14 protein-coding genes are annotated in these 18,158 nt (G+C 47.1%); 9 read left to right on the top strand and 5 right to left on the bottom strand.

Annotated elements, in window-relative coordinates:
* The first annotated feature begins 87 nt into the window (after positions 1 to 87).
* From secA to ftsX, 6 genes are all read left to right on the top strand, one after another.
* Positions 88 to 2,613, top strand: coding sequence for a preprotein translocase subunit SecA (gene secA / locus ACWJJ5_RS02180; RefSeq protein WP_071392358.1), 2,526 nt, complete (start codon positions 88 to 90; stop codon positions 2,611 to 2,613).
* A 74-nt stretch (positions 2,614 to 2,687) separates the two neighbouring features.
* Positions 2,688 to 3,789, top strand: a protein-coding gene (prfB, locus tag ACWJJ5_RS02175) for a peptide chain release factor 2 (RefSeq protein WP_096034905.1) whose coding sequence is annotated in 2 segments (ribosomal slippage) — positions 2,688 to 2,759 and positions 2,761 to 3,789 — 1,101 coding nt in all. Because the reading frame shifts where the segments join, the coding sequence is not laid out codon by codon here.
* 169 nt (positions 3,790 to 3,958) lie between these two features.
* Positions 3,959 to 4,807 (top strand): YitT family protein, encoded by an 849-nt coding sequence (locus ACWJJ5_RS02170; RefSeq protein WP_058906389.1) that lies wholly within the window; start codon positions 3,959 to 3,961, stop codon positions 4,805 to 4,807.
* Positions 4,808 to 4,842: 35 nt separating this feature from the next.
* Positions 4,843 to 5,175 (top strand): cytochrome c551, encoded by a 333-nt coding sequence (gene cccB, locus ACWJJ5_RS02165; protein ID WP_454022155.1) that lies wholly within the window; start codon positions 4,843 to 4,845, stop codon positions 5,173 to 5,175.
* Between the two features lie 218 nt (positions 5,176 to 5,393).
* A complete protein-coding gene (ftsE, locus tag ACWJJ5_RS02160; RefSeq protein ID WP_003151418.1) occupies positions 5,394 to 6,080 on the top strand; it encodes a cell division ATP-binding protein FtsE in 687 nt (228 codons plus the stop codon).
* Complete coding sequence (ftsX, locus tag ACWJJ5_RS02155; RefSeq protein ID WP_013353766.1) at positions 6,073 to 6,963, top strand: permease-like cell division protein FtsX; 891 nt, start codon at positions 6,073 to 6,075, stop codon at positions 6,961 to 6,963. Before ftsE ends, ftsX begins: the two co-directional genes overlap by 8 nt.
* 46 nt (positions 6,964 to 7,009) lie before the next feature.
* On the opposite strand, the gene ACWJJ5_RS02150 is transcribed toward ftsX, so the two are convergent.
* On the bottom strand, positions 7,010 to 8,416 hold the full coding sequence (locus ACWJJ5_RS02150; protein WP_070082454.1) for a right-handed parallel beta-helix repeat-containing protein: 1,407 nt from the start codon (positions 8,414 to 8,416) through the stop codon (positions 7,010 to 7,012).
* Between the two features lie 206 nt (positions 8,417 to 8,622).
* Here ACWJJ5_RS02150 and ctpB point away from each other — a divergent pair, with 206 nt between their 5' ends.
* From ctpB to ACWJJ5_RS02135, 3 genes are all read left to right on the top strand, one after another.
* Positions 8,623 to 9,984, top strand: coding sequence for a carboxy-terminal processing protease CtpB (ctpB, locus tag ACWJJ5_RS02145; RefSeq protein ID WP_418214798.1), 1,362 nt, complete (start codon positions 8,623 to 8,625; stop codon positions 9,982 to 9,984).
* A 372-nt stretch (positions 9,985 to 10,356) separates the two neighbouring features.
* Positions 10,357 to 10,710, top strand: a complete 354-nt coding sequence (swrA, locus tag ACWJJ5_RS02140; protein ID WP_014305920.1) for a swarming motility protein SwrAA — start codon at positions 10,357 to 10,359, stop codon at positions 10,708 to 10,710.
* Positions 10,711 to 10,784: 74 nt separating this feature from the next.
* The gene (locus tag ACWJJ5_RS02135; RefSeq protein ID WP_039063710.1) at positions 10,785 to 11,975 is read left to right on the top strand and encodes a S1C family serine protease; all 1,191 of its coding nucleotides are present in this window, start codon (positions 10,785 to 10,787) and stop codon (positions 11,973 to 11,975) included.
* A 42-nt stretch (positions 11,976 to 12,017) separates the two neighbouring features.
* Here the strand turns inward: ACWJJ5_RS02135 and ACWJJ5_RS02130 are convergent, their stop codons facing one another.
* The 4 genes from ACWJJ5_RS02130 to ACWJJ5_RS02115 form a co-directional block, all read right to left on the bottom strand.
* Positions 12,018 to 13,301 carry a BslA/BslB family hydrophobin gene (locus ACWJJ5_RS02130; protein ID WP_079898227.1) on the bottom strand — a complete coding sequence of 428 codons (1,284 nt, stop codon included), beginning with the start codon at positions 13,299 to 13,301 and terminating at the stop codon, positions 12,018 to 12,020.
* 162 nt (positions 13,302 to 13,463) lie between these two features.
* Positions 13,464 to 14,801, bottom strand: coding sequence for an MFS transporter (locus tag ACWJJ5_RS02125; protein ID WP_146275608.1), 1,338 nt, complete (start codon positions 14,799 to 14,801; stop codon positions 13,464 to 13,466).
* Positions 14,774 to 15,397 carry a TetR/AcrR family transcriptional regulator gene (locus ACWJJ5_RS02120; protein ID WP_015387638.1) on the bottom strand — a complete coding sequence of 208 codons (624 nt, stop codon included), beginning with the start codon at positions 15,395 to 15,397 and terminating at the stop codon, positions 14,774 to 14,776. The genes ACWJJ5_RS02125 and ACWJJ5_RS02120 overlap by 28 nt, the downstream gene beginning before the upstream one ends.
* A gap of 71 nt (positions 15,398 to 15,468) precedes the next feature.
* On the bottom strand, positions 15,469 to 17,970 hold the full coding sequence (locus tag ACWJJ5_RS02115; RefSeq protein ID WP_454022154.1) for a PEP/pyruvate-binding domain-containing protein: 2,502 nt from the start codon (positions 17,968 to 17,970) through the stop codon (positions 15,469 to 15,471).
* Between the last annotated feature and the right edge of the window lie 188 nt (positions 17,971 to 18,158).

Below are 18,158 nucleotides of genomic sequence, written 5' to 3'. Positions count from 1 at the left end.
TGTTATGATAATGAGAGGTATACATGGACAGAAAATTATCATTTATTCCATGCAAAATCTGCATGTGAACATAGAGGAGCGTTATAGATGCTTGGGATTTTAAATAAAATGTTTGATCCGACCAAACGTGCGCTGAACAAATACGAAAAAATAGCAAATGACATTGATGCCGTAAGAGGAGATTATGAAAATCTCTCTGACGAGGCGCTTAAAAATAAAACGGCAGAATTTAAAGAGCGGCTTGAAAAAGGAGAAACGACGGATGACCTTCTTGTCGAAGCGTTTGCCGTCGTTCGTGAAGCTTCCCGCCGCGTAACCGGCATGTTCCCGTTTAAAGTGCAGCTCATGGGGGGCATCGCCCTTCATGAGGGGAACATTTCCGAAATGAAAACAGGGGAAGGGAAAACGCTGACGTCTACGCTTCCCGTGTATTTAAATGCCTTGACGGGAAAAGGCGTTCACGTCGTAACGGTCAACGAATATCTGGCGAGCCGTGATGCCCAGCAAATGGGAGAAATCTTTGCGTTTCTCGGGCTTACAGTCGGCCTGAACCTGAATTCGATGTCAAAAGATGAAAAACGCGAAGCTTACGCAGCCGATATCACGTATTCAACGAACAATGAACTAGGCTTTGATTATTTGCGTGATAACATGGTGCTCTATAAAGAACAAATGGTGCAGCGCCCGCTTCATTTTGCCGTTATTGATGAAGTCGATTCAATTTTAGTCGATGAAGCGAGAACGCCATTGATTATTTCCGGACAAGCTCAGAAGTCCACAAAACTGTACGTGCAGGCAAATGCGTTTGTCCGCACGCTCAAGAAAGATCAGGATTACACGTATGACGTCAAAACGAAGGGCGTTCAGCTGACGGAAGAAGGAATGACGAAGGCTGAAAAAACGTTCGGCATCGACAACCTGTTTGATGTCAAAAACGTGGCCTTGAACCACCATATCAACCAGGCTTTAAAAGCCCATGCGGCGATGCAGAAAGACGTGGATTATGTTGTTGAGGACGGCCAGGTCGTCATCGTTGATTCCTTCACCGGCCGTCTGATGAAAGGACGCCGCTACAGCGAAGGTCTTCACCAGGCGATTGAGGCGAAAGAGGGCCTGGAAATTCAAAATGAAAGCATGACATTGGCGACGATTACGTTCCAAAACTATTTCCGTATGTACGAAAAGCTGGCCGGTATGACCGGTACCGCAAAAACGGAAGAGGAAGAATTCCGCAATATTTATAACATGCAGGTTGTATCCATCCCGACCAACCAGCCGGTCATCCGTGACGACCGTCCGGACTTGATCTACCGCTCAATGGAAGGGAAATTCAAGGCGGTGGCGGAGGATGTCGCCCAGCGCTACATGACCGGACAGCCGGTTCTTGTCGGTACGGTTGCCGTTGAAACGTCTGAATTGATTTCTAAACTTCTGAAAAACAAAGGGATTCCGCATCAGGTGCTGAATGCCAAAAACCATGAGCGTGAAGCTCAGATTATTGAAGAAGCGGGACAAAAAGGCGCTGTCACGATTGCGACCAACATGGCGGGACGCGGAACCGACATTAAACTCGGGGAAGGCGTAAAAGAGCTTGGCGGCCTTGCAGTCGTCGGTACGGAACGCCACGAATCCCGCCGGATTGACAATCAGCTCCGCGGACGTTCAGGACGTCAGGGAGACCCGGGCATCACACAATTTTATCTTTCAATGGAAGATGAATTGATGCGCCGTTTCGGAGCTGAACGGACGATGGCGATGCTTGACCGGTTCGGTATGGATGACTCCACGCCGATTCAGAGCAAAATGGTGTCACGCGCCGTGGAATCATCTCAAAAACGTGTCGAAGGAAACAACTTCGATTCACGTAAACAGCTTCTTCAATATGACGACGTGCTCCGTCAGCAGCGCGAAGTCATTTACAAGCAGCGTTTTGAAGTCATTGACTCTGAAAACCTGCGCGACATTGTGGAAGGCATGATCAAGTCTTCTCTGGAGCGTGCGATTGCCGCTTATACGCCGAAAGAGGAGCTTCCGGAAGAATGGAATCTTGACGGCCTCGTGGAGCTGGTGAATACAACGTATCTTGATGAAGGCGCGCTTGAAAAGAGCGATATCTTCGGAAAAGAACCGGACGAAATGCATGAGATGATCATGGACCGCATCATGACGAAATATAATGAAAAAGAAGAGAATTTCGGTACGGAGCAGATGCGTGAATTTGAAAAAGTCATCGTATTGCGTGCCGTTGATTCAAAATGGATGGATCATATTGATGCGATGGATCAGCTGCGTCAAGGGATTCACCTTCGCGCTTATGCGCAGACAAATCCGCTGCGTGAATATCAAATGGAAGGTTTCGCAATGTTTGAGCACATGATTGAGTCCATTGAGGACGAAGTTGCGAAATTCGTCATGAAGGCCGAGATTGAAAGCAATTTGGAACGCGAAGAAGTTGTTCAGGGCCAAACGACGGCTCATCAGCCGCAGGACGGCGATGAGGCCAAACAAGCGAAAAAAGCGCCGGTCCGCAAAGTTGTGGATATCGGACGCAACGCGCCTTGCCATTGCGGAAGCGGAAAAAAATATAAAAATTGCTGCGGCCGGACAGAATAGTCTGGACTGTATGAAGCGAACATGACCGGGTCTGCGTCTTATGGCGCCCCGGATCTTTTAATGAGGTGAATGGAATGGAATTATCAGAAATCAGGGCAGAGCTCGAAAATATGGCTTCTCGTTTAGCGGACTTCAGGGGGTCTCTTTGACCTCGAATCAAAGGAAGCCCGCATTGCAGAATTAGATGAAAAGATGGCGGAACCGGAATTCTGGAATGACCAGCAGAAGGCCCAAACCGTCATCAACGAAGCGAACGGTCTGAAAGAATACGTGAACTCCTACCATCAGCTGAGCGAGTCTCACGAAGAGCTGCAAATGACACATGATCTTTTAAAAGAAGAACCTGACCAGGACCTTCAGCAAGAGCTTGAGAAAGAGCTGAAGTCATTAACGAAGGAATTGAATGAATTTGAGCTTCAGCTGCTGCTCAGTGAACCATATGACAAAAATAATGCGATTTTAGAACTTCACCCGGGCGCCGGCGGTACGGAATCTCAGGACTGGGGTTCCATGCTGCTCAGAATGTATACCCGCTGGGCGGAAAGACGCGGCTTCAAAGTTGAAACGCTTGATTATCTCCCGGGAGATGAAGCAGGAATTAAGTCTGTCACACTGCTTATTAAAGGCCACAATGCATACGGCTATTTAAAAGCGGAAAAAGGCGTACACCGTCTCGTGCGGATTTCTCCATTTGATTCATCAGGCCGCCGTCACACGTCATTCGTGTCATGTGAAGTCATGCCTGAATTCAATGAAGAAATCGACATTGATATTCGTACCGAAGATATTAAAGTTGATACGTACCGGGCGAGCGGTGCCGGCGGACAGCACGTCAATACGACTGATTCAGCCGTTCGGATCACCCACCTGCCGACAAATGTAGTCGTCACGTGCCAGACGGAACGCTCACAAATCAAAAACCGCGACCGGGCGATGAAAATGCTCAAAGCGAAGCTGTATCAGCGCAGAATTGAAGAACAGCAGGCGGAGCTTGACGAAATCCGCGGCGAACAGAAAGAAATCGGCTGGGGCAGCCAAATCCGCTCGTACGTCTTCCATCCGTACTCCATGGTGAAAGACCACCGCACCAATACGGAAATGGGGAACGTGCAGGCGGTTATGGACGGAGATATCGATATCTTCATTGACGCCTATTTACGTTCTAAACTGTCGTAATCCGGGAACACACCTGCCTTTGGCAAGGTGTGTTTTTTTATCCGTTCTCTTTTTCCATTTTTCACAACAGCGCTTTAGCAAATTAATACGGTATTTGGCTGTTATTTACTTCTAAGCCGGGAAGAATTAAAATGCTATCGAGAGAAAATCGGAGAACGGAGGATTTTGCATGGATGTGAATCACAATAAGCCGCTCCGTCTGATCAAAGATTACATATATATCATGATCGGCGCGGCGATTACGGGGGTCGTGTTTAACGTATTTTTGCTGCCGAACCGTATAGCAGCGGGGGGAGTAAGCGGGATCAGCACCATTTTAGAAACGTTTGGTTTTGAACCGGCTTACGTGCAGTGGATTATTAACATCCCTTTGTTTATCGCCGGAGTGATCATTCTCGGCGGGAAGTTCGGAATGAAGACACTGGTCGGTTCCATCGTTCTGCCGCTCGCCGTCTTTTTAACAAGAGATCTGCCTGCCGCGACGACCCATGAACTGCTGGCGGCGATTTTCGGAGGCGTCGGGATCGGAACGGGAATCGGCATCGTGTATCTCGGCAAAGGCTCAACAGGGGGAACGGCTCTGGCGGCGCAGATCATTCACAAATACACGGGGCTGTCGCTGGGAACGTGCCTTGCCATCATGGACGGATTAATTGTGCTGAGCGCGATGCTCGTTTTCGGAGTGGAGCAGGGACTGTATGCGATGCTCGGGGTATTTATTTCAAGCAAAACGATTGATGTCGTGCAGGTCGGGTTCAACCGCTCCAAAATGGCTTTAATCATTACGCAGCATGAAGAAGCAGTCAGATCGGCTGTGTTTAAAGAAATCGACAGGGGTGTGACGAAGATCTCCGCAGTCGGCGGGTATACGGAACATGACCGGCCGATCTTAATGTGTGTCGTCGGTCAGACCGAATTCACAAAACTGAAACAAATCGTCAAACAAATTGATGAGTCAGCCTTTGTCATTGTCGCAGACGCAAGCGAGGTGCTCGGCGAGGGTTTCAAACGCGCGTAAACGAGGTTATAATAGCGAAGGGGTGCATCTTACATATGAAATCAAAATGGGCGCTGCTGGCGCTGGTTCTGACCATGTCCGTCCTGCTGGCGGCATGTGGCGGATCCAATGAATCGAAAAAAGAAAGCTCAGGCGGATCAAAAGCATCTGCGTCAGCGGGCGAAGAGCTTTATCAGCAAAGCTGTATCGGCTGTCACGGTAAAGACTTAGAAGGCGGCGGAGGTCCGAATTTACAGGAAGTCGGCGGGAAGTATGATGAAGCTAAAATTGAAAGCATCATTAAAAACGGACGCGGCAATATGCCGAGCCATCTTGTAAATGATGAGGAAGCCGCGAAGATCGCAAAATGGCTGTCACAGAAAAAATAACAGAAAAACCTTGCCTGTTATAGGGGCAAGGTTTTTTCTCGGTCTGGGAATGAAAAGAAACTGTAATAGTAATATGTCTAAATTTGACGTATAATGAAGTGTACTGAGGAAAAGGAACTTTCAGATTTTTCATCTGTTTCCTGACGAATCGGCCATAAACCGCTGTACGTTTGCGAACTCTATGGCTGCAAGACATAAATAAAAGATTAGGTGATTTCATGATAGAGATGAAAGAAGTATATAAATCCTATCCGAACGGTGTAAAAGCGATTAACGGGCTGTCAGTCATGATTCATCCCGGAGAATTTGTATATGTCGTAGGACCGAGCGGAGCCGGTAAATCTACTTTTATTAAAATGATTTACAGAGAAGAAAAACCGACAAAAGGGCAAATATTGATTAATCATAAAGATCTCGCGGCTGTAAAAGAAAAAGAGATTCCTTTCGTGCGGCGTAAAATAGGTGTTGTTTTCCAGGATTTCAAACTTCTTCCGAAATTGACGGTATTTGAAAACGTAGCGTTTGCGCTTGAGGTTATCGGAGAGCAGCAGTCAGTCATTAAAAAACGCGTGCTCGAAGTGCTCGATCTTGTGCAGCTGAAGCATAAAGCGCGGCAGTTTCCCGACCAGCTTTCCGGAGGAGAACAGCAGCGTGTTTCCATCGCAAGATCCATCGTCAACAATCCTGACGTCGTGATAGCTGACGAACCGACGGGCAACCTTGATCCGGTAACATCATGGGAAGTGATGAAGACACTGGAAGAGATTAATAACCGCGGAACGACCGTCGTGATGGCGACACACAATAAAGAAATAGTAAACACCATGAAGAAACGGGTCATCGCGATCGAAGACGGAATTATTGTGCGTGATGAGTCAAGAGGGGAGTATGGTTCTTATGATTAAAATTCTCGGGCGCCATTTGCGTGAGAGTTTTAAGTCTCTCGGAAGAAACACGTGGATGACATTTGCATCCATCAGTGCCGTTACCGTTACATTGATTTTGGTCGGCGTGTTTTTAGTCATTATGCTGAACTTAAACAACATGGCTAAAAATGCTGAAAAAGAAGTGGAAATTAAAGTATTAATCGATCTGACGTCAAATAAGAAAACGCAGGATACGCTGCAGAATGAGATTAAAGACATCTCGGGTATCCAAAGCGTAGAGTTTTCATCTAAAGATAAAGAGCTTGATCAATTGGTCAAAAGCTTCGGCGACAGCGGAAAGGCCATGAAAATGCAAGATCAGGAAAACCCGCTGAACAACGCGTTTATCGTCAAAACGACAGATCCGCATGATACGCCGAAAGTCGCGAAAAAAATTGAGAAGCTTGATCATGTGTATAAAGTGACATACGGGAAAGAAGAAGTCAGCCGTCTGTTTAAGATCGTCGGGGTGTCACGCAACATCGGGATTGCGTTAATCATCGGCCTTCTGTTCACGGCGATGTTCTTAATTTCGAATACGATTAAAATCACGATTTTCGCCAGAAGAAAAGAGATTGAAATCATGAAGCTTGTCGGCGCGACAAACTGGTTTATCCGCTGGCCGTTCTTCCTGGAAGGACTGCTGCTGGGGGTATTCGGTTCTGTCATACCGATCGCTCTCGTGCTGAGTACGTACCAGTCGATGGTCGCTTGGGTGGCCCCGAAAGTTCAGGGATCATTTGTTTCACTTCTGCCGTACAGTCCGTTTGTGTTCCAAGTATCACTTGTGCTCATTCTGATCGGCGCGGTGATCGGGGTATGGGGAAGTCTGACTTCCATCCGGAAATTCCTTCGTGTATAAATACAAAAGCCAGTCTGATATAGACTGGCTTTTTTTAATGGTCTCGTTACTGAATGACGGGCAGGGCCGGTGATCCGGGCTTTAATGTAAAGTCATAAGACGATTCGTCTCGGTACATCGGGTCCGCATAAATGGAATCCGAATCGTTTGCCGTTCCTTTTCGGTACGCTGTGAATGAATCATATTCTCTGTTCTTCCAATTCCAGATACCGTCTTTTCCCTCTTCTTTGTGATAGACGTTATGATTAACGGTATTTTCTTCGTTTTTCGTAAAATCATTTGCGATAAAAATCCGTGAATCGCTTGCCGTCATGATGTTTTTTTCGATCGTGTTCCCTTTTGTGCCGTACTGCAGGAGCAGCTGGCCGCCGTCAAGGTCCTTCGTGTCATTTCGGTACATGATGTTGTGAGCGATCACCGAATTGATGGTGCCGCCGCGTTTCGTGTCATAGCCTCCGATTGAAATACCGGTGTAAGCATTGCCGTACACCTTGTTATCCGTAATCCGGATATCTCGTGCGTATTTCCCTTTATGCTCAGAGGTGGCTTCAATCCCAAGGTCATTGTTGTAAACGGTGTTTTTCTTAATGTCCACATGTTCTGCGCCGTCAACGTAAATACCGCCCGCTGAATATTCATCTCCGTAAGCGGGATTTCCGTAAGAAGAGTTATGGCTCACCGTATTGTTTTCAATGATGCCGTTTCGCGCATAGTCGTTTTGCTTGGATGTTCCTTCGTATCCGATCACGTCAATCCCGATATTGTTATTGTCCCGGATGGTATTGCCGGCAATCTTAAATCCGTCAACATTTCCGTTCAGCACGACCGCTTCGCTTGCGCCGAGCGTCAGTTTTTCAACCGTATTATTTGTGATGCTGACATCCTTCATGGCGCCTGTGCCGTAAAATGCGATGCCGTGTGCGTTTCCTTCATCAGCCGTGGTTTTAATGTTCCGGATATGGTTGCCGTCAATGTTGATATGACTGCTTGATCCGGTGACGCAGATCCCCATGGCCGTCGCATCTTCTGATGATACGGAGAGATTCTCAAGCGTAATGCCGTGAATGGTAATGTACTGTTTATTGCGGATTTGAATTAACGGAGTTTCAGAATCGCTTTTTGGCGCAGATTTGCCGCTGATGGCGACATGCTCATTCTGATAGTTCCGAAATGTAATCGGCTTTTCGGCCGTGCCGCTGTGCTTTACTTCAAACGTTTCATCATATGTCCCTTCCCGAATCAATACGGTTGTTCCGGCCTCTGCCTTTTCAGCCGCATGTTTTAATGTGCGGAACGGCTTTTCTTTCGTTCCTTCATTTTGGTCGCTGCCTGCGGGAGAAACATACAAGGCGTCCGTCTGCGCTTTCTCATTGGCCTCTGTTTTTGGCCAGACAAAGGCGGTAATGCCTGCGGCCAGAACCGCCGCGGATAAAATCGATAATTTTATTTTCATATCGCATTCTCCTGTATATATAATGAATTGCATACAAAATATTATACGTCACCCATATATATGAAACAATCTCGCATTTTCATTTTTTTGTTGCCGTTACATGAATTCTTTGCAATTTACACATACTATCTCCAGGTTTTCGTAAAAGGACTAAGAGGAGGTAAACGATGAAGCAGAAAATGATCGCAGTGATAGCGGCCCTAAGCATGATGTGCGGCGGAGCCCATATTGCCGGGGCGGCACAGCCGAATTCATCAGACGCAGAAAGAACCCGGGCAATGGAAAAAATCGAAAAAGCATATGAGCTGATCTCGAACGAATATGTGGAAAATGTAGATAAAGAAAAGCTTCTTGAAGGAGCGATTCAGGGGATGCTGTCTACATTAAACGACCCTTATTCCGTTTATATGGACAAGCAGACCGCTAAGCAGTTTTCTGATTCTCTTGATTCTTCTTTCGAAGGGATCGGCGCTGAAGTCGGTATGAAAGACAATAAAATCATTATCGTATCACCGTTTAAGCAATCTCCGGCGGAAAAAGCGGGCCTCAAGCCGAATGATGAAATCATCAGTATAAACGGCGTGTCAATGAACGGGAAAGATTTAAACGAAGCCGTGCTGAAAATCAGAGGAAAAAAAGGATCGAAGGTTTCTATTAAAATACAGCGTCCGGGTACTGAAAAACAGCTGTCATTCCGGATTAAAAGAGCGGAAATCCCGCTTGAAACCGTATTTGCTTCCCGCAAAGAATCAGGCGGTCATCATGTCGGCTACATCGGCATATCGACATTTTCCGAGCATACCGCCGAGGACTTCGCCGCGGCGCTGAAAAAGCTTGAAAAACAAGGGATTGACGGTCTCGTCCTTGATGTAAGGGGGAATCCCGGCGGCTACCTTCAAAGCGTCGAACAAATTTTAAAGCATTTCATCACAAAAGACATGCCGTATATCCAAATTGCGGAGCGTAACGGCGATAAAAAACAATATTTCTCAACCTTAAAACATAAGAAGCCGTATCCCGTCAATATTATAACAGATAAAGGAAGCGCCTCCGCTTCAGAAATTCTTGCGGGCGCGTTAAAAGAAGCGGGACATTATGACGTTGTCGGTGACACTTCTTTCGGTAAAGGAACGGTTCAGCAGGCAGTGCCTATGGGAGACGGGAGCAACATTAAATTGACGCTTTACAAATGGCTGACACCGAAAGGCAATTGGATTCACAAAAAAGGCATTGCTCCGACAATCGCCGTGAGCCAGCCGGATTATTTTGCGGCGGGACCGCTTCAGCTGAAACAGCCGCTTCAGCCTGATATGAACAGCGCGGATGTCAAACACGCCCAAATCCTGCTGAAAGGCCTAGGCTTCGACCCGGGCAGAGCGGACGGCTATTTCAGCAAACCAATGAAAAAAGCCGTTCTGGCGTTTCAAGACCGGTACAAGCTTGATAAAACAGCGGTCATTGATAAAAAGACAGCGGAAAAAATGAATCAGCTGATGAATGAAAAGAAATCCGACGAAAAAAATGATTTGCAGCTGCAAATGGCGTTAAAATCATTATTTGTAAAATAAATGAAAAGGAGGCGTTTTTTGCGTCTCCTGTTTCTTTTGTCATTCATAAAAAGTGAACCAAAAGACATATAATTATGACGGTTTTGACAAGATATTAAAAAAATTTTCACATTTAAACATTTATAAAGGACAAACATTACCCGATATTTATAGAGAAGAGAGACTTTATGCCGAGTTAATATGTATTCAAAATGAAACTTTTGAAAGTTGCCTCAGTCAGTTTTAGTTCTTACAATAAAAGAAGGTTCTAATAGAGAACAGTTTTAGTTTGGCAGCTGCATTTCAGTATCGAAAGCAGAAGTGTTTGCGGCGCTTCAGCACGGCAGCTGTAATCACCCGTGCTTATCTGGATAAAAAAATGGGGGTTCACAATTGAAGAGGGCAAGTATTGTGCGTGAAAAAAAATATTATGAATTAGTGGAACAACTAAAAGACAGAACAAAAGACGTCACATTTTCATCAACAAAAGCACTAAGTCTTCTTATGCTGTTCAGCAGATACCTGGTCAATTACACAAATGTTGAATGCGTTCACGAAATCAATGAAGAGTGTGCGAAGCATTATTTCACTTACTTAATGAAAAACCATAAACGTTTAGGAATCAATCTGACGGATATTAAGCGGTCCATGCTTCTGATCAGCGGCGTGATCGAGGTGGAGGTTGACCACTATCTGAAAGATTTCTCTCTCTCAAATGTAACGCTGTGGATGACGGAAGAGAGATAGACGTTTGAGATATTCAAGCCAATGATTATTTGGTAGAATAGAATTAAAATGTTTGGCTTGAGGCGGTGAAAGCAGTGTCTGTTCAATGGGGAATTGAACTTCTGAAAAGTATCGGTCTGTTTTTTTTGCACCCGATGTTCTGGTTTTTTATCATCATAAGTCTCGCATGCGGATATTTGCGGATCAAACGTGAACGCCATACGTTTCATACAAAAATCGCGGATATGTATGACGAGCTTATCTTTACATACATAAAAGGACTTATACCGGGTATTCTTCTCTCCATATTATTTTTTGGACTGGGAATTTCGATTCCATTCGGTCTTCTCGGCATAATCGCGGCCGTGACGGCTTTGGCTTCGCTGACGTTCCGTATGAATTGGCTGTCCTCAGCTTATATTGTCAGCGCCGGCATGTTCATTGCGTTTATCCTTCAGTATACCCACACAGTGCCGTTTGCGGATCGGTTTCCGCAGGCATTCGGTGTGAATTGGGCGTCGGCGGCCGTGTTTATGGGCCTTTTGATTATCACGGAGGGAGCGGCTGCCTGCCGTTCAGCGCATCTGAAAACATCTCCGGCGCTTGTCGTCAGCAGCAGAGGCCTGCCCATCGGCCGACAATTGGCGAATCGCGCATGGCTGCTTCCGCTTTTCTTATTGGTGCCGGGCAGCGGGCTTGAGTCCCACCTTTCTTGGTGGCCTGTCTTTACCGTGCCGGGCGGCTCTTTCCATTTGATCTGGATTCCTTATATCGCCGGCTTCGGACAGCGTGTGCAGGGGTCACTTCCGGAAGTCAGCATAAGGATAACGGCGAAACGTGTCATGATTCTCGGGGTTATCGTGACCGCATTCGGGGCAGCTGCCCTTTGGTGGACTCCGCTTGCCGGAGCTGCCGCTTGTATTGCGGTGCTCGGACGCCTGTTTTTATCATTGAGACAGCGGCTGAACGATAACGCGGCTCCGTTTTATTTCTCTAAGCGGGATCAGGGCTTAATGGTGCTCGGCATCATTCCGAATACACCCGCGGACGATCTTGAGCTGAAGATCGGTGAGATTATTACGAAAGTAAACGGCATCCCCGTGAAGCATGTATCGGATTTTTATGAAGCACTTCAAAAAAACCGCGCATTTGTAAAAATGGAGATCATCGGCCTGAACGGTGAGATCCGGTTTGATCAGCGCGCGTCCTATGAAGGCGAACATCATGAATTAGGTATTTTATTCGTGCAGGATGAACACGAGCACGAAGAAATGACAGCATTATAAAAGAGCCCGGTGCCGCTAACAACACGGCGGCCGGGCTTTTTTTTACGGCCGGATTACGATGTCAGCCGGATACAATACTGAGGTAATGGTGCCGACGACGGTATCGGATGCCGTGTCGATGATGGAAATCAGATTGCTGAAAAAATTCGTGACGAAGATACGTGTTCCGTCAGCTGCCGGTTTGGCGCTGAACGGATACAGACCGACCGGAATAACCGCGGTGATCGTGTTTGCAGCTGTATCCAGCACAGATACGGTGCTGCTGCTCGAATTTAAAATATACACTTTCGCCCCGTCAGGCGTTACCGTGACACCGAGCGGATTCAGCTCCGAATTGACGGTATCAATGATCGTGTTTGTACCGGTATCAATGATGGCGAGATTGTTGCTGTTAAGGTTTGTCATATAAGCCTTGCTTCCGTCTGGCGAAAAGACGGCATCTGAAGGGGAGCTGTACGGCATAATAATGGTTGCCGCCACTGTATTGTCTGACGTGCGGATGATTGAAACGGTGTTTGTATTGGTATTCAGCACATAGACAAGCTGTCCGTTCGGCGATACGGCGATGCCTGTCGGCAGAAGGCCGACGGGGATGACTGAGGTGACGGTATTGGTTTGTGTGCTGATCACATATACATTGCTGCTTTGCTGGTTGGTGACGTATATAAAGTTTCCGTTTGGCGAAGCGGCGATTTTATAAGGAGACGCGCCTGCCGGGATTCTCCCGACCTCGCTATTTGTCTCGGTTGAGAGAACGGATACGCTGTTTTCTCCCGAATTACAGACGTACAGAAATCTGCCGTCAGGCGTTATCGTGATGCCCAGCGGTGCTGCTCCCACCGGAATGACACTTGAAACCGTGCCGGTCATTTTATTGATGACGCCGACATGGTTGCTTAAATAGTTGGTCACATACGCAAAAGCTGCCGGGTTCACAGTAAGATCCGCGGAAGCCGGCAGAAGCGAACCGATGATCAGCACCGTATTCTCTGCAGAAAAGGTATACGTGCCTGGCGCCGGGAGTGTTTTGTTTTTCAGCACAAGCGTGAACTGGGCAAGTCCGAGAAGATCAAGCGTCAATGGCAAAGTGACTTTTCTGCCGCCTTCTGATAGTTGTGAAGAAGTTAAGTTATTGTTGTTGAGGGTGTCATTCGTTGTCGCGGTAAACCCTTCAGGCAGACGGAATACGACTCCGCCTAACGAAAGCACGGAATTCGGCGAATAGGTAAGAACGAGATCTGACGCTGTTCCTTCTATGCTGTTTTGAACGGCCGTGATCGTAAGAGACGGTGCCAGCGGGCGAATTTGATCTGGATTCTCAGCCATTTACATTCCCCTTTTCTCTTTTAAATAAAAAGAATCTCATAGAGCAAAACCGCATTGCGATACTCTATGCATCGGGGGAGTGCGGTGACACTTTGAGAGAGAAAATGAAGAAGGAAAACTAGAAAAGGTTCCGGAAAGCAGATGCTTACGGAACCTTTTTCGTTATGCCGAATGGCTTTTTTTCGTCTGAACGGTTTCCCCGGACTTAATTCCAAGCGATACGAACAAGCCGATCACAGAAACTCCGATCAATATGATAAACAGAATATGAAACCCGGAGATTAAACCGATCAGTGCTGAAGAAATAATGCTTCCGAAATAACGGAAGGTGGAAAAAATCCCGGATGCGATGCCGGACATGCCCGGTTCTACCGTTGCAAGAGAAGATACCTGCATGCTCGTCAGCCCCGCACCTGACGCGATGCCTCCTACAATAAGCGATGCCATAAGAAACGGAACGGAATGGGAATAAACCAAAAGCAAAAATAAGAGATTGGCTACGGCCATCAGCCCGAAGGACAGAAAAATCATTCTTCGCGCGCCCCATTTCTGATGCAGCTGAGCTCCGCCCCAGTTGCTGGCGGACATGAAAACAGAAAAGACTGACAGCGCCATGCCGCTGTGCGACGTGTTCATGCTGAAGTGGCCGGTCATAAAGAGCGGCATAATCAATAAAACGGCGTACATCATTAAATTGCTTAACAGAACCGACAGATTGGCGCTCGTAAATGTCGTGTTTTTAAATAGATCAAAATCAATAATCGGATGTTTCGTGCGCAGCTCCCGTCTGAAAAATAGCGGAACCAATACGAGAATGAGCAGCGCGTACACCCAATAGCCCAAAGAGCTTTCATTTTTCGTCAGAAGAATAATAGACACAATGCTTCCGGCAAGCAAAACGGACCCGATGATATCAAGCGGAGCGTCGGACGTTTCTTCTTTATATTTAGGAAACATCATTAATGCCGTCACGAGTGCGATCGCAAGAAACGGAATGTTGACCCAAAAGATCGAATGCCAGCTGAAGCTCTCAATTAAAAGAGAGCCGATAAACGGACCGAGAGCCGCGCCCAGCCCGGCACCGAGGCCGAAAAAGCCGAATACTTTCGGAAGACGTTTTTCAGACACGACATGGCGGATGATGGCGATGCTGTTTGGCGTAAGCAAAGCGCCGCCGGCAGCCTGAAGCGCCCGGAAGAAAATCAATAAGAAAAGACTTGGCGAGAGGGCGCACCCCAATGATGCGATGAGAAAAAGGCCGACGCCCCATAAATACATTTTTTTGTTTCCGTACATATCACCGAGTTTGCCGGCAATGGGCTGTGTCACGGCCATCACGATTAAATACACGGTCACTACCCATGTGATGCTGGCAATTGATTCGCTGAATGAGCGGGAAATGGACGAAAGGGCGACTGCGATCATCGTAGAATTGATGGGAACGAGTATGGCTCCCAGCAAAAGCGAAACGATCAGCGCCCATTCTTTCTTTGAACCCATCCTTCATCCTCCTTGGAGCCGGAAAGTGACCGGCCGGTAATGCCTTTCATGAAAATCTCAGTGCTGTGTTTCAGCATCGTTTCCTCAGAGAGAGTAATGACTCTTTTCCCCAGCTGCAGCCGGTGTATAAAATAACCGAAAACCATCGTCATAAAGACGTCTGCATTAGCTTCTTCGCTGCCGGGGCTTATCATATTTTTCTTTGTCAGCTCCTTAAAGTAAACGATTAAATGCTTTTTCACGGATTGAGGATATACGACAATATCCTGCAGGACGTCTTCGAATAGTTCCGGTTCGCGCAGGCAGATGCGGAACACTTCTTTTTTTTGTTCCAATTGCTGCAGAAGGGTCGTGGCGAAATGAAGAAGATCCTCATACAGATCGCCTTCCGCCTTGGTGATCATGCTTTCCGGAACCGGCGCCTGCTGTTCAATCATGGCTTTCATTAATCCTTGTTTGTTTTTAAAATTACGGAAAATCGTTGCTTCGCTTACTTTTGCTTTTTCTGCGATTTCCTTTGTTGTCGCTGCGCGGTATCCTTTTTGGATGATCAGATTCATCGCGGCGTCAATAATTCTCTTGTTCGTCGTTCTCAACATGTTTCACCTCGCGTAAATACTGGCAGGACAAGTATACACCCGCCCTGCCCGTCAATAAAGAGGGAAACCTAGCATGAAGCGCGTTTGACAATCGTAATCTTGCCGTTTGTCCCGTCTACCGTGACGATATCTCCGTCGTTGAGCCTGTCAGTCGCGGCACGTGTGCCGAGAACGGCCGGGAGCCCGTATTCTCTCGCGATGATCGCCGCATGTGACAGGATGCCGCCCGTGTCCGTAATGACGGCTTTTGCATCCTGAAACAGACTGGTCCACAGCGGTGTCGTCATTTTGCAGACAAGCACGTCTCCTGTTGAAAAACGGGAAAATTCACTTGCGTCACGAATGACTTTCACCGGTCCGCTTGCGATTCCGCTTGACGCTGCAAGTCCGTAAATTTGATGTTCAGTGTTTTTTTCATCTTCTGTGATGGAGCCGGTAATCTGTTCAGCCGTTTTCAGCTGTTCCGAAGTCGGAGTCCCGAGATAAGCGGGGGCTTCAAGCAATTGATATTGCTGGAAGAGCTGTTTTCGTTCAGCGGCTTTTTCCTGCATCGGAACCGGCGACGCCAGCGCTTTCTCGACTTCATCGCTGTATAAGTACCACATATCCTCCCGATCATCGATTACGCCTTGTTTTTGAAGCAGCTCGCCGATTTTCAGAAGGCAAAGGCGCGCTTTGGCGTCCAGCATCGCATCAATATAAAAATGGTGATCATCTTTGATGACGGATGAAGACAATGTCCACTGATAATAGCGGTCAAACGTCTCCCGGAAGCCGTCATCTTCAATTCTATCCATAAAGTCGGCGTAGAGCTGTTTTCGTTTTTCTATCGTTTTATGAAACTCACTGTCAAAATCGTATCCGTTCCGGACATAGTTCTGAATGTTGGCCAAAGCGAAATAAGGGTTTTCCGCCCAAGTTTGTTCAATGAGATCATGGCTTTTCACGGATCTCCAGCCGTATTCCTGTAAAAATTCACCGACTTGTTCGAGAAAGCGTTTTCCCTCATTTGATTGCAGAAGCGTCTGATGCAGCTCATCGGCATGAGAAACCGTAAAGACGCGCCGCAGTTCAGGGCTGTCTTTTACTTGTCCGGAAAGCAGCCAGAGCTGTCTGTCGGTCTCCAATGACTTATTCATGACGCCGGCCAGCATTTCATACAGAAGGGAGGTGTTTTCTTTCTCAACCTGTCCGTACATAGATTCCAGTATCATGTTTAACGCAACCTGCGGTAAGACAATATTGAAATGTTCTTCGTATCCTTTTAAATAGAAGTCTTGCAGGTTTCGGAACGCATCAAGGGCAGTCTCCGGCGTATGGTCTGTATGCGCCAGTTCGTCCAGCTTTTGATAAAAAGGCAGAAAGGTTTCCTGAATAATATCATACATGCGGTCAGCCAAGACGGGGAAAAGCGCTTCTAACTGTTCTGCGGGCAGCTTGTCGTCCGTCTTATGCTGTCTGGAAAAAACATGGCCCTGATGAAGTTTGACACGCTCAATCTCGATGCCCATCACAGGGAAGGCCTTCGTGCTCTCTTTGAGGCCGTATTCCAAAGCCGGCACAATGAGTGAAGCGAATAACGGGCTGACGGGACCTTCTATATTGGCCTCCATATTGAGCCAAAAATCTTTCTGATCCCGGGGCGTCATGATAAATTCCCGTTCTTCGTCTGCCGCTTTCTGATCCTGCGCGATCGTTGTAATCGGTCTGGCCTGAAGCAGATACAGCTTATTTTCGGCAAATCCGAATTCGAGATCCACGGGATAACCGTACAGTTCTTCCGTCTTTATCGTCAGCATGGCAAGCTCTTTGACGCTCTCGTCATCAAGGCAGAAGCGGCTTCTCATGTCAGCGGACGTCTCTTTTTCCGTCACGCCTTCGTCTTTAGAGACGATATACATTTCTTTTAAGCCGATTTCTTTTTCAATCTGAAATGTGTCTTTATTGACGATAAATGTGTCGGGCGTCACGCTGCCGGAGACGATTGCTTCTCCGAGGCCGTAGCTCGCGCTGATCATCAGTTCTCCGTCATCGTGTGTGACGGGGTTGCGGCTGAAAATGACCCCTGAAACCTCGGAATTGATCAGACCTTGCACGACAACGCCCATTAACGGTTCTGCGGTGTCATTGTTCATTTTCTCTTTATAACCGCTGACCCGCGCCGAGAAGAAGGAAGCCCAGCACTCTTTCACTTTTCCGAGAAACTCTTCTTCTGTTTTGATATTTAAATAGGTTTCGTACTGGCCCGCGAAAGAAGCGCCTTCAAGATCTTCGGACGCGGAGGAGGAACGTACGGCGACAGAGGCGTATGATTCTCTCAATTCATAAAACGACGCGGTCAGTTCCTTCCGAAGCTCTTTTGAAAACGTGCCGTTCATAATGGCGCGCTCCATCTGTTCCTGATCTGCTTGAAGCCCGTTGTCTTCCATAAAACGTGTCAGGGCATTCGTCTGAATGATAAAACCGCCGGGAACGGGCAGCCCGTTTTTCGTCAGTTTAATCAGGTTCATTCCTTTTGCTCCTGCAGAGCGGCTCGATTCTTCCGCTTTTTGAAATCGCACTGAATACATGCGGTATGACCCCCTTTTTTCTTCATCCAAGAAAATGATAGTAAACACTATCATTACATTGTAAAGAGGGAGGAAGAAACTGTCAAAGATACAAAGACCTAAACCTTCTCATCCTTTCGGCTGAAGAAAGGTAGTTCGATTCATCTGGTTAATGGTTCAATGGATTTATATTCACATTTTTTTTGACA

The organism is Bacillus sp. JK74 (genome assembly GCF_053663395.1).
Note: the sequence above shows the minus strand (reverse complement) of the source record. Positions and strands in the feature narration are given on the sequence as shown.

What these genes read in the sequence shown, in the direction of transcription:
- secA (WP_071392358.1), top strand. Translation starts at nt 88, where the DNA reads ATGCTTGGGATTTTAAATAAAATGTTTGATCCGACCAAACGTGCGCTG.
- ACWJJ5_RS02170 (WP_058906389.1), top strand. Translation starts at nt 3,959, where the DNA reads ATGGATGTGAATCACAATAAGCCGCTCCGTCTGATCAAAGATTACATA.
- cccB (WP_454022155.1), top strand. Translation starts at nt 4,843, where the DNA reads ATGAAATCAAAATGGGCGCTGCTGGCGCTGGTTCTGACCATGTCCGTC.
- ftsE (WP_003151418.1), top strand. Translation starts at nt 5,394, where the DNA reads ATGATAGAGATGAAAGAAGTATATAAATCCTATCCGAACGGTGTAAAA.
- ftsX (WP_013353766.1), top strand. Translation starts at nt 6,073, where the DNA reads ATGATTAAAATTCTCGGGCGCCATTTGCGTGAGAGTTTTAAGTCTCTC.
- ACWJJ5_RS02150 (WP_070082454.1), bottom strand. Translation starts at nt 8,416, where the DNA reads ATGAAAATAAAATTATCGATTTTATCCGCGGCGGTTCTGGCCGCAGGC.
- ctpB (WP_418214798.1), top strand. Translation starts at nt 8,623, where the DNA reads ATGATGTGCGGCGGAGCCCATATTGCCGGGGCGGCACAGCCGAATTCA.
- ACWJJ5_RS02130 (WP_079898227.1), bottom strand. Translation starts at nt 13,301, where the DNA reads ATGGCTGAGAATCCAGATCAAATTCGCCCGCTGGCACCGTCTCTTACG.
- ACWJJ5_RS02125 (WP_146275608.1), bottom strand. Translation starts at nt 14,801, where the DNA reads ATGGGTTCAAAGAAAGAATGGGCGCTGATCGTTTCGCTTTTGCTGGGA.
- ACWJJ5_RS02115 (WP_454022154.1), bottom strand. Translation starts at nt 17,970, where the DNA reads ATGTATTCAGTGCGATTTCAAAAAGCGGAAGAATCGAGCCGCTCTGCA.